8 protein-coding genes are annotated in these 11464 nt (G+C 66.4%); 5 read left to right on the forward strand and 3 right to left on the reverse strand.

Annotated features, from left to right (window positions below):
• Positions 1 to 32 precede the first annotated feature (32 nt).
• The 3 genes from PO883_RS32925 to tssI form a co-directional block, all read right to left on the reverse strand.
• A complete protein-coding gene (locus tag PO883_RS32925) occupies positions 33 to 500 on the reverse strand; it encodes a hypothetical protein (RefSeq protein ID WP_289313539.1) in 468 nt (155 codons plus the stop codon).
• Positions 497 to 670 carry a hypothetical protein gene (locus PO883_RS32930; RefSeq protein WP_289313540.1) on the reverse strand — a complete coding sequence of 58 codons (174 nt, stop codon included), beginning with the start codon at positions 668 to 670 and terminating at the stop codon, positions 497 to 499. The genes PO883_RS32925 and PO883_RS32930 overlap by 4 nt, the downstream gene beginning before the upstream one ends.
• Before the next feature lie 81 nt (positions 671 to 751).
• Positions 752 to 3259, reverse strand: a complete 2508-nt coding sequence (gene tssI, locus PO883_RS32935; protein ID WP_289313541.1) for a type VI secretion system tip protein TssI/VgrG — start codon at positions 3257 to 3259, stop codon at positions 752 to 754.
• Between the two features lie 248 nt (positions 3260 to 3507).
• Between tssI and PO883_RS32940 the strand changes: the two genes are divergently transcribed.
• The 5 genes from PO883_RS32940 to PO883_RS32960 all read left to right on the forward strand — a co-directional run bounded on the left by PO883_RS32940 (position 3508) and on the right by PO883_RS32960 (position 11416).
• On the forward strand, positions 3508 to 7992 hold the full coding sequence (locus tag PO883_RS32940) for a DUF6861 domain-containing protein (RefSeq protein ID WP_289313542.1): 4485 nt from the start codon (positions 3508 to 3510) through the stop codon (positions 7990 to 7992).
• Positions 7993 to 8012: 20 nt separating this feature from the next.
• Positions 8013 to 8426, forward strand: a complete 414-nt coding sequence (locus tag PO883_RS32945) for a VOC family protein (protein ID WP_289313543.1) — start codon at positions 8013 to 8015, stop codon at positions 8424 to 8426.
• Positions 8427 to 8595: 169 nt separating this feature from the next.
• Positions 8596 to 8757, forward strand: a complete 162-nt coding sequence (locus PO883_RS32950) for a hypothetical protein (RefSeq protein ID WP_289313544.1) — start codon at positions 8596 to 8598, stop codon at positions 8755 to 8757.
• Positions 8758 to 9059: 302 nt separating this feature from the next.
• On the forward strand, positions 9060 to 10091 hold the full coding sequence (locus PO883_RS32955; RefSeq protein WP_289313545.1) for a phospholipase: 1032 nt from the start codon (positions 9060 to 9062) through the stop codon (positions 10089 to 10091).
• Positions 10088 to 11416 carry a peptidyl-prolyl cis-trans isomerase gene (locus PO883_RS32960; protein WP_289313546.1) on the forward strand — a complete coding sequence of 443 codons (1329 nt, stop codon included), beginning with the start codon at positions 10088 to 10090 and terminating at the stop codon, positions 11414 to 11416. Before PO883_RS32955 ends, PO883_RS32960 begins: the two co-directional genes overlap by 4 nt.
• Positions 11417 to 11464: the final 48 nt, after the last annotated feature.

An 11464-nucleotide genomic window follows, 5' to 3' on the forward strand; every position in this document is an offset into this window, starting at 1 on the left:
TTGAATTCATCGGTGCCGCGCGGTGCGGCATGTCAGGCGCTGTGCGCGATCAGTTCGCTCAGATAGGTCTCGACGGCGTCGAACGCGATGGCGCTGCAATACGGCCGCGCGGGGTCCTGGCAGGCGTGCGCGCGAATCACCGGCGGGAATGCTGCGTCCAGCCACAGTTGCTTGTGCTTGACGATGGCGTGCGGGCGGCCGTCGATCTCTTCGATGAGAAAATGGCCGTTCCAGGCTGCTTCGTACAGGCGGCCCGAGATCGTATTGAGAAACACGACGGCCAGTTCGCCCGGCGCCAGCGGGGTATTGCCCCAGCTGCTGGCCGCGTGCACGAACGCGATTTCCGCTTGCGCCGCACACGATGCCAGGCCATTGCGCGCGCTATAGATCTTGAGCAGGCGTGCGCGCAGCTGCTGCGGCGCGGGCGCGGCCAGTATGCGCACCAGCGCCGCATCGTGGCCGCTCACTTTGTCGGACAAAAAAACACGCTCTGCGCTCATTGCTTCACGCTTTTGGCGTCCATGAGATGAAGGGCGCGGCCGGTCGCCGGCCCGCCGTCGAGCAGCGTTTCCTTGCTGTGCCTGAGCTGGAGCCTGGGCAGGAGGCGCCCCATTTCCGGGACCAGGCTGAACTCGCTCGCGCCCTGGCCGCAGAACGTGAACATGTGCATGGTCTGGTCCTTGAGCCGCGCAGGCAGCACAAAGCTCAGGTCGTTCGCGTGGCAGCGCGTGGTTTTTCAGGCGTCCATCGCTTATTTGTTCAGGTCGATCCGGCTGCTGCCCACGATATCCACATGCACGCCCTGGATCAGAATGGTGCCGTCGGCCTTCATCACGATCTTGCTCGCGCCCACCTGGAAGGTGATGTCGGTACTGGCCGTCACCAGCACGTGCCCGGTCTGCGCCTTGGCCTCGATGTCGGTCTTGGCGGTCTGGAAAATGTGCTCGGTTTCCGCCGTCAGTTCGATGTTCTTGTTGGCGGTCTGGTGGATGTGCGCCGTTTCCGAGGTCGTCTCGATATGCTGCTTGACCGTGGTAACGTGGAAACCCTTGCTCACCGTATTGGTCTGGGACGGACCATGGACGATCGTGTCCTGCTTGTTCTGGACCGTGGTGACCATATCCTTTTGCGAATGGATATTGATCAATTCCTTGCCCTTGGAATCGTGGATCACCATTTCGGAAAAGCCGCCGCCGCCCGGGGTCGAGCGGCTCTTGAAGCCCATCATGTGGGCCGCGTCCGGCAGCGCGTACGGCACTGGCTGGTCGGCATTGAACAGGCGGCCGGTGCAGACTGGACGGTCCGGGTCGCCTTCGAGGTAATCGATGATCACTTCCTGGCCGATGCGCGGAATCGAAATCGTGCCCCAGCCCTGGCCGGCCCACGGCTGCGACACGCGGATCCAGCACGAGCTGCGCTCGTCGCGGCGCCCGTAGCGGTCCCAGTGGAACTGCACCTTGATGCGGCCGAATTCGTCGGTGTGGATCTCGGTGCCTTTCGGGCCGACCACGGTGGCCGTCTGCGGTCCCGGCATTTGCGGGCGGCGGTGGGCCTGGCGCGGGCGGTATGGAATCTTGCGCCGGATCGCGCTGAAGGTATTCCGGTACACATCGCTCATGCCGCGCTGGAAGTAGTTATTGCGCGCGTTGTACTGCACCGACAGCACCAGGAAATCGTTGTCGGTGCCATCGGCCGCGTCGAACCAGTGGTGTTCCAGCAGTTTCAGGGTGTGGCCGGCGATCAGGCCACGGCAGTCCGAGGCGCCGTGGAAAATCTTGGCCTGCCATTCCAGCACTTCCATGCGCTGGCGCGCCTCGCGCTTGCCATCGTCCTTGTTCTTGTACGAAAAGGCCGGATTGCCGTCGTAGATTTCCATCGACGGCACATCGCCCTGCACCGACACGGTCGGCTGCTCGACGTACTGCATGCTGTTGGGCGCCTTGAAGTCGAAGGTGTTCAGGGCCAGCTTGGTCGACTGCAGCATGCGCTCGGCCGTCAACGCCGTCACGCTATCCTTGTCCTGGGTGCGGTTGCCGCCATTGAAGGTGACTTCGGCATGCGCCTTTTGCGGCGGGCAGAAGCTGCTGTTGCGCGAGTCGTCGCTGATGACCATGATGTGGCCCGAGGCGCTGTGCTCGAAGTAGTAGAACAAGCCGTACTTTTCCATCAGGCGGCTGGTGAAATGCTCGTCCGTCTCGTCGTACTGGACGATGTAGTTTTCCGGCTTGTAGGTCTGGCTGGTGCGCACTTCATAGGTGGCCAGGCCGCTGTAATCGCCCTTGAAGATCTTGTCGAGCACGCCCAGGACTGTTTCATCCTGGAAGATGCGCGAGTTCACGCGCCGCTTGAGGTAAGTGAACCAGGGCACGATTTCGGCGTGATAGAAGGCAAAGCCGCCATCCGAGTGCGTGAAACCGAAGGAATTGACGTAACCGTTGATGAAATGTTCGCTGCCATCGGCTTGCTGGACGCCGACGCTGACGTTCTTGCCCATCAGATCCTTGAGATCGATCGAGGCATTCTTCGACAGCAGATTGAGCTGGAACACGTATTGTTCCGACAGCGTGGTGACCCCGCTCATCGATTCGATCAGCAGGGCCTTGTTGCCTTGCAGCGGAGAATAGAAACGCAGCAGGCGGGTGCCGTCGACGAAGTTGGCGGCGCCGCCCCCACCGGCCGCGCCGGCACTGGCAGCGGCGCCCGGCTCGGCGGCAGGCGCCGGCGCGCGCGCGGGGTCGATCGGGGCCGGCATGAACAACGATTCCGGGGTGGCGAAGTCATTGACCGCCTGGCCGGCCAGCGGATGCTCGGCGATGATCAGTTGCGCGGGGGCGGCCACATTGGCCGGCACCGCCTGCGCCAGCGCGCCCGGCGCGGACGCCAGCTTGCTGCCGGCGGCATCGGCCAGGCCTTGCGCCTGCCCGGCCATCGCTTGCGCCTTGCCTGCCATCGCCTGCGCCTGGCCGGCGATCGCTTGCGCCTGGCCGGCCACGGCCATTGCCTTGGCTACTTCCGGACTGGCCTGGGCGGCCATGGCCATCCCGCCTCCCGCCAGCGCTTGCACGCCACCTCCCGCCTGCACGGCCGCGGCCGTATCGAGTGCGGCATTGCCGAGCGCCAGCGCGGCAGGGTCGGCCCCGGCCATGCCGGCCACGCCGCTGGCCAGCTTGGCGGCAGCCAGCGGGGTCTCCAGGCCGGAGGGGCTGGCGCCAGGCAGGCCGGCCAGGGCGGGGGATTTGTCTACAGGTTGGAATGTCATCGGGAGCTCGCGCGAACAAGATTATCACGTTGAACAGCACCACAACCGCCGCGAACGGCGCTATGGCCACGAATGGACTTCATGGGCTGGCGCGCCTTCGCGACGCGCCTTCCCGGGTCTTGCAAACATCAGAAACCAGGAATACCAAAAAGATTGTGTATATACTATCATAAGCAGGCTCGACTATTTCGAGTTATTGATTCGCACCAAACTACCGCGTTGCTACAACGCCAGAGAGTTCACCGCGTATGTCATCTCCCGATTCCCCCAAACACCTGTTCGACTTCCAGCGCGCCCTCAAGGATCTTGGGCGCGCCTACGACAGCGCCGGCGAGCAGGTCCGCCACGATATCGACCAGCGCCTGCAGCGCTGGTCGCACCGGGTGGCCGATTCGGTCGACTCGCTGGGGCGCGCCGCCATGCGGGTCGAGGCGGTGCGCAGCACGGTGGCGGTGGGGCTGGCCATCGAAGGCGCCGAGCACCGTTTCCACGAGTTGCTCAAGACCCAGCTCGAAGGCCTGGATTTTTCGCAGATCTGGGGCGTGCTGTGGACCGTGGTCAAGGAAGTGGTGCTGTACGTGGGCGGCGGCGCGGCCCTGGGCGGCACGGTGGGCGGGGTGGCCGGGGCCTTTGTCGGCGGCGCCGGCGCGGTGCCCGGTGCGATCGGCGGCGCGGCCCTGGGCGCCCAGATTGGCGGCGAAATCCTGGTCTGGATGGGCCTGGGCAGCCTGGTGTTGTATATCGGCGAAACCATTCCCACCATGTGCGGCAAGATGGCCGAAGGCTTCGCCACCGCCTGGCATGCGGGCGCCTTGCCGGACAGCGCCAGGGGCCAGTACGCGGCCGAGCTGCGCCAGGCCAGCGAATCATTCGCGCAGGGCAAGCTGCTGCTGGTGAAAGCGATCCTGGCCGCGATCGTGCTGTACCTCTCGCGCGGGCAGGCCAGCAAGTCGCTGCTGATGAAGGAATTGGGCAACAGCAAGCTCGGCCCGGCCTTCGCCGACTGGGTGGCGGCCAACCAGGCCAAGCTGATGCGCCATCCGGCCTTGCAGCCGCGCATTGCGGCGGCCGAGGGCGAAGCGGCGTCGGCGGCCAAGGCTGGCGCCGGCAAGGCCAAGCCGCCAGCCGAGCCGGTGAAACCGGCCGAACCGGCCAAGCCGGCCAACGAAGCGCCCAACGCCGAAGGCAAGGCACGCCGGCCTTGCCCGGCCTGCCTGCTGGTGGCCCAGCCCGTCAATCCGCTTTCCGGCAGCAAAATCCTCGCGGGCGAGCTCGACCTGGACTTCGCGCTGCCTGCGGCGCTCGGGCTGGTATGGCAGCGCAACTACAGTTCGGCCCAGGGCCAGGCGGGATGGCTGGGCGCGGGCTGGAGCACGCCGATTTCCGATGCCCTGCAAGTGGGCGGCGGCCAGGTCGTGCTGCTCGATGGCTGGCAGCGCGAGGTCACGTTTTCGCTGCCGCGGCCGGGCGAATCGATTTACTCGCCCTCCGAGAAAATCACCTTGTCGCGCAGCGGGGACAGCAGTTTCGAGCTGATCGACGAAGAGGGGCTGCGCCGCCAGTTCGCCACGGCGGCCACGGCCAGCGGCATCGCGCGCCTGGTCGGCCTGCTCGATGCCAACGGCAACAGGCTCGGGATCGGCTACAACGGCCGCCAACTGCCGGAGCGCATCGAAGACAGCGCCGGCCGCGTCTTCATGCTGGAGTTCAGCGAGCATCGCGGCGCGCCGCGCCTGTCCGCCATCATCCTGCTGCCCGAGGCTGGCGAGCAGGGCGAGGTGCTGGCGAGCTACGCCTACGATGCCGACGGCAACCTGGCCGAGGTGCGCAACCGCCTGGACCAGGTCACGCGCAGCTTCGCCTACCGCAAGCACCTGATGGTCGAGCATGCCCAGCCGGGCGGCCTGGTGTCGCGCTATGAATACGAGCACGAGGGCGCGCAGGCCAGGGTGGTGCGCAACTGGACCAATAACGGCCTGTCGTGGGACTTCCGCTACCTGGCGCGGGAAACGGTGGTGACCGACAAGCTCGGACGCGAGCAGCGCTACCGTTTCGATGCCAACGGCGAGTTCATCGGCCATGTCGACGCGGCCGGCGGCGTCACCGAGCGCCGCCTCGACCAGAATGGCAGGCTGCTCGCCATCCTTGACCCGGGCGGACGCAGCATCGGCTACCGCTACGACGAGCGCGGGCGCGTGGTGCGGGTGGAGCGCGACGGCAAGGGCACCGGCATCGTCTACGATGCGCGGGTCGACAAGCCGGCCCTGATCACCAATGCGCTCGGCGCCAGCACGGCGCTGCGCTACGACGAGCGCGGCAACCTGCTGAGCGTGACCAATGCGCTCGGCCAGCGCACCTCGTACCAGTACGACGAGCACGGCCTGCCGGTCAGGGTGATTGACCCGGCCGGCGGGATCAAGCGGCTGGCCTACAATCGCGCCGCGCAATTGACCGCCTACACCGATTGTTCGGGCAATACCACGCGCCTGAGCTATGACGCCAATGGCAAGCTGGCGCGCACCACCGACGCCCAGGGCAATGTGACCGTGTATTCCTGCGACGCGCTGGGCCGCCTTGAGATGGTGACGCAGGCGGACGGTTCCACCGAGCGCTACGAATACGACGCGCTGGGCCGGCTGGTGGCGCGGATCGATGCGGCCGGACATCGCACCAGTTACGTGCTCGACAGCGACGGCAAGCCGCTCAAGCGCATCGATGCGCGCGGCGGCGTGCTGGAATACCGCTATGACGCGGTGCGCCGGATGGCGGCATTGATCAATGAAAATGGCGATGCGCACCATTTCGTCTACGACGCGCTCGACCGCCTGGCCGAGGAGAGCGGCGTCGATGCGCGCCTGACGCGCTACCGCTACGATGCCAGCGGCCTGCTGGTGGCGAAGGAAGAGCATGGCAGCGGCGCGCGCACCGAATACACGCGCATCGACACCAGCTATCTGCGCGACCGCACCGGGCAGCTGGTCGACCAGATCATCTCGCGCACCACCGGCGAGGCGCAGGCGGAACAACTGCGCCTGCGCTTTGCCTACGACGACGCCGGCCGGATGACGCGCGCCATCAACGCCGACGCCGAGGTGGCGATGCGCTACGACGCCCTGGGCCAACTGGTGGCCGAGCAGACCGACAGCGGTGGCGAATCGAGCTTGCTGCGCCACGCCTACGATGAACTGGGCAACCGGATCGAGACGGTGCTGCCGGACGGGCGCGTGCTCAACCAGCTGTTTTATGGCAGCGGCCACCTGCACCAGATCAATATCGATGGCGAGGTGATCACCGACATCGAACGCGACCGCCTGCACCGGCCGCTCAGCCGCACCCAGGGCGCGCTGACCAGCCAGTTCCGCTACGATCCGATGGGACGGATGCTGTCGCAGGTGGCCGCGCCGGGCGGCGTGGGCGAAGGGGCCGCGCCCCTGATCGCGCGCAAGTACGACTACGACGCGAGCGGCAATCTGCTGGCCATCGACGACCGCCGCAACGGGCGCACCACCTACAGCTACGACGTGCTCGGGCGCATCTTATCGGCGCTGCAGCCGCAGTCGGATGAGCGCTTCGCATTCGACCCGGCGCACAATCTGCTCGATGACAGCATCGCCGGCGTGGGCCGGATCGAGGGCAACCGGGTGCGCGTGTTCGAGGATAAACGCTTCGAGTACGACGCGCACGGCAACCTGAGCGAGAAGCTGGTGGGGCGCCATACGCGCATGCGCTTCGAGTGGAATGCGGCGCATCAGCTGGTCAAGGCGGTGGTCACGCGCAACGCCGGCGATGCGGTGCCGACCGTGCAGACGGTGAAGTATGTCTACGATCCGTTTGGCCGCAGGATCGCCAAGCGCGACAGCTTTGGGGTCACCCGCTTTGCGTGGGACGGCAACCGCTTGCTGTGCGAGCGGCGCGCCAGCCATACGCGGACCTACCTTTACGAAGCGGCCTCCTTTGTTCCGCTGGCACAGTACGACAGCGTCGACGCGCACGAGCCGCAAGCGCCATCCTTGCGCGGCCGGCTCCATTACCTGCACACCGACCATCTCGGCACGCCGCGCGAATTGACCGATGCCGACGGCAGCCTGGCCTGGGCCGGGAGTTACCGGGCGTGGGGCAATGTGCTGACCGTGGACATTCCCGCGCCGGCCGCCGCCGCGCTGGAGCAAGTGCAGCCGATCCGCTTCCAGGGCCAGTATTTTGAAGCGGAAACGGGGCTGCACTACAACCGTTTCCGCTATTACGATCCGGACATCGGCCGTTTCGTCTCGCAAGACCCGATCGGTCTGGCCGGTGGTTTCAACACCTACCAATATGCGCCCAATCCAGTGACCTGGGTCGATCCGGCGGGCTTGTCGGGCACGCCGATCGTTGTCATTGGCGAAGGCCAGGGCGCTGTCGACGAGGCTGCGCGCCTGCTGAAACAGCAGGGCTACGCGGCGGAAAGCATGATGTTCCCGCGAAATCAATGGCGCGGCGGTAGACTGACGCCGGGAATGGCCGCGAGCGACTTCGAGAAGACGGTGCAATGGAATAAGGAGTGGCTGGCGGAGAAAATCCGGCAAGGCTATAAAGTGGTCGACATCGGACCGGACGGGCGGGCCACGCCGAGCCGGTTCTATCTGGCCGAGCAGGAAGCCCTGGCGGAAGCGATGGCCTCGAAAACCACCTTGAAAAAATTCGGCAATGGCGAAACCGTTGCCGAGATGCGTGCCCGCGTATGCCGGTGCTGAGATAGCGGTGCCGGGACGTCGTGGCGAAGATGATCGTTGTGAAGGATAAGATGAGAACGGATATTTTCCTGAAAGTGGCGTCGGCGGCGCTCGCCATCCGGTTTTATGTGGACGAGCTTGGCATGTTCGAGATTGCGGCGGACTATGGCATGAATGACTTTCTGCTGCGCGCGATCGGCAATCCCGATGTCTGCCTGCAGATCAGCGAACGCGGCGGGAAAACCTCGGGTTCGCCGATCTTCGGCATGAGCGTGGACAACTGCGACACCGCGTTTCAACGCCTGCAACAGACCGTTTTCAGCAGCGGCGCGCGCCTGGTACCGGATCGTGACGGCAAGCTTGCCGTATTCGAGTGGCCCGGTGGGAAAAGCTTTCTGCTTGAAGATCCTGCGCAGAACCAGTTCATGTTGTTTGAAGATCGCATCGCCCCGTAGCTTGATTCGGGCGCGCGGCCGGGGCCAGACGATGGTCAGGCTGAAAGATGGGGATGGCGATGGCCTTGGGCAGCCATGCAAACGTGTATAACACCTGTTTGTTGATCCTGCGGGAGCTGGGTAAATCACAGAAGGTAAAGCGGAAGGGCAAGTCATTGCACTACGCGCGGTGCTGGGCACCCTGCTGCGCAGCCGCTTCGGCGCATTGCCGGTGTCGGCAATGCGGCGCATCGATCAGGCCAACCAGGCTGAGCTTGAACAGTGGTTCGAGCGCAGCCTGAACGCGCCCAGCTTGCAGGCGGTGTTCGACGCTGGCGCGGCGTCCACCTAGACACATCGCTCATTGTTGCCGGAGTTCCATCCGGCTTCGTGCCGCTCGTCCGCCTTCGTCCGGCGCGGGATCCGCTCCGGTCTCTCCGTGACCGAGGCGCAGGCGCGAGTATCCCCTTGTTGCGGAGCGTGCATGCCGCCGTTCGTCAACAAGCTGCCTTTCATCCGCCTGTCAACTAAAAAACGCGACTGAGCCCGCTCCGCCACAGTCATGGCAAGGTCACATTTCATCGTTACATTTTTACATTTCTTCCTTCGTCAATCTTCCACGCGGTCGCCGCACCCGTGGACTCAACTGGAGTAATGATGAAACCCGGACTGCTTGCCACCAGCCTCGCGCTGGCTCTGTTTGCCAGTGCACCCGCCAAAGCATGGCAACAAGAAACGCATCGCCGCATCGTGCTCGATGCGATCGCCTTCATGAAGAACAATCCATCGGCCACCAACTACGCCAGGCTGGCCGCCGGCGTCGCCAAGGCCGGCTACACGATGGACCAGTTCGCCCAGGCAGTGGGCCAGGGCGCCTACGACGTCGATGACTTCGCCGACACCTACCTGTGCGGCGCCACTACCGGCAGTTGCCAGATGGCGCCGGTCTGGGGCCTGGGTTCCTCGCTGGCCAACTACACCTCGTACTGGCACTTCCAGAACCACAGCGCCGGCCCCGACGTGCATGGCAACGCCTTCGGCGGCTACAACTACGCCAAGCTGGGCAATCGCGGCGATATCGACAAGCTGGCCGCCGGCTGGCTGGTGGGCGACTATCTCGACGACGGCGCCGGCGGCCTGAAAGGCTGGTTCGGCGACAGCAGCAAGTACAACAGCTTCGGCGTGACCGAGGCCAATTACCGCATGGGCGGCAGCGGCAGCTCCACCAGCAAGCAGTACGCCGATTTCGAAACCATGCCGTTCCAGCCGATCGACAACCTCGGCCAATACTGGTGGCAGCAATTCCTGGCGCGCCCGACCGCACAGTCGCTCGGTTTCGTGCTGCACACGACCGACCTGGTCCAGCCGCACCACAGTTGGGGCACCTCGGGCAATGGCCATTCTGGCTGGGAACAGTGGGTCGGCGACTACTACGACCGCGAGCAACTCAACGATGGCGCGCTGGTGCGCAGCGCCCTGGCCAGCTTCACCCCGCTGGCACCGGGCGCCACCGATATCCGCGCGCTGCTGACCCAGGGCGGCAGCTATTCCTACGCCCATGGCGGCATCGTGCTGTCCTCGACCGACCATGCCGACCGCCGCACGGTGGCGCGCGCCATGGTGCCGCATGCGATCGCGATGGTCGTGCACGTGCTCAACCGCGCCGCCGAGCGCCTGGCGATTTGAACCCGGCGCACACCCTGCGCGCACTGGCCGGCGCCGTCTGGCTGGCCTGCGCCTGGCCTGCGGCGGTATTGGCCCAGGGCACGCCCGCCGCCCGCATCGACGGCGCGCCGCTGCTCGCGTTCAGCGTCGAGACCAGCTGGCGCATGGCGCGCGCCGCCGACCCGGCCGCCCGGCGCGGTGCCACGCTCGACGCGCTGATCGCCGACCGCCTGCTGGCCACGGCGGCGCGCAAGCGTTTCGGCGAGGCGGTCCTGTCGGCCGGCCAGCGGGTCGGCTTCGCGCGCGATGTGAGCATCGACGACCAGCTGGCGAGCACCCTGCGCACCCTGTACGGCAGCGAAATGGACCGAGAGCTGCGCCAGTTGCCCGGCGCGGGCCTGGACAGCCGGCTGCACCCGCAAGCGGTGAGCGAGGCCGCCCTCGACGCCGTATTCGGCAAGTCCGGCGCGCTGCGGCTCGATCTGGATCTCGATAGCGCGCAACTGGCGCAGGCGGACACGCTGGTGCTGCTGCGTTTCGCGCTGCCGCACGGTGGCGACGGCAGCATCACCCTGGGCGATGTGTACCGGCGCCAGAACGTGCAGGGCAGGGTGGCCTTGTTCGCGCGCGAGCGCGGCTTCATGCTGCAACAAGCCAGGGTACAGGTGGCGGCGCGCTATGTGCTGGACTGGAGCCGGCGCCGCTTCGGGGCCGACGCCGTGGCCGACCTGCGCCGGGTGCTGGCCGACCAGGGCGATGTGCAAGCCATGCTGCGCCTGCATGGCATGGGCGACGACCAGCATGGCGGCAGCCGCCTGCTCGACCAGCTCGCCAGCCAGGTCAGCCCGGCGCAAGTGCGCGACTGGTACCGGCGCCACCGCGACGATTTCGTGCGCATCGAACGGGTGCGGGCGCGCCACATCCGCCTGCCCGACGAAGCGAGCGCGCGCGCAGTGGCGGCGGCGCTGGCCGGCGGCGCCGATTTCGCCACCCTGGCGCGGCGCCATTCGGTCGCACCTAGCGCGGCCAGCGGCGGCGCGCTGGGCTGGGTGCGCCACGAGGGCCGCCCGGGTTGGCTGGCGCAACTGGTGTTTGCCCAGGCCGAAGGCCAGGTCTCGGCCCCGGTGCGCACCCCGGCCGGGCCGACCGCGCAGGCGCCATGGGAAATCGTGCTGGTCGAGCAGCGCGTGCTGGGTTACCAGGAGGCCGGTTCCGAATCGGTGCGCTACGTGGCCAGCCGGGCGCTGGCGCGCGCGCTGGCGGCGGCGCAATTGACGGCGCTGCGCGCGGACCTGCTGCGCAAGGCGCGCATCGAGATCGCCACAGTCGCCCAGGGGCCGGCGTGAAGGCCGGCGCACTGATCGCCGCGCTGGCGCTGGCCGCTGCCGCAGCGT

Source organism: Massilia sp. DJPM01 (assembly GCF_030348125.1).
In the GTDB taxonomy this organism is placed as follows: domain Bacteria; phylum Pseudomonadota; class Gammaproteobacteria; order Burkholderiales; family Burkholderiaceae_D; genus Telluria_A; species Telluria_A frigida.

What these genes read in the sequence shown, in the direction of transcription:
- PO883_RS32925 (WP_289313539.1), bottom strand. Translation starts at nt 500, where the DNA reads ATGAGCGCAGAGCGTGTTTTTTTGTCCGACAAAGTGAGCGGCCACGAT.
- PO883_RS32940 (WP_289313542.1), top strand. Translation starts at nt 3,508, where the DNA reads ATGTCATCTCCCGATTCCCCCAAACACCTGTTCGACTTCCAGCGCGCC.
- PO883_RS32955 (WP_289313545.1), top strand. Translation starts at nt 9,060, where the DNA reads ATGATGAAACCCGGACTGCTTGCCACCAGCCTCGCGCTGGCTCTGTTT.
- PO883_RS32930 (WP_289313540.1), bottom strand. Translation starts at nt 670, where the DNA reads ATGCACATGTTCACGTTCTGCGGCCAGGGCGCGAGCGAGTTCAGCCTG.
- tssI (WP_289313541.1), bottom strand. Translation starts at nt 3,259, where the DNA reads ATGACATTCCAACCTGTAGACAAATCCCCCGCCCTGGCCGGCCTGCCT.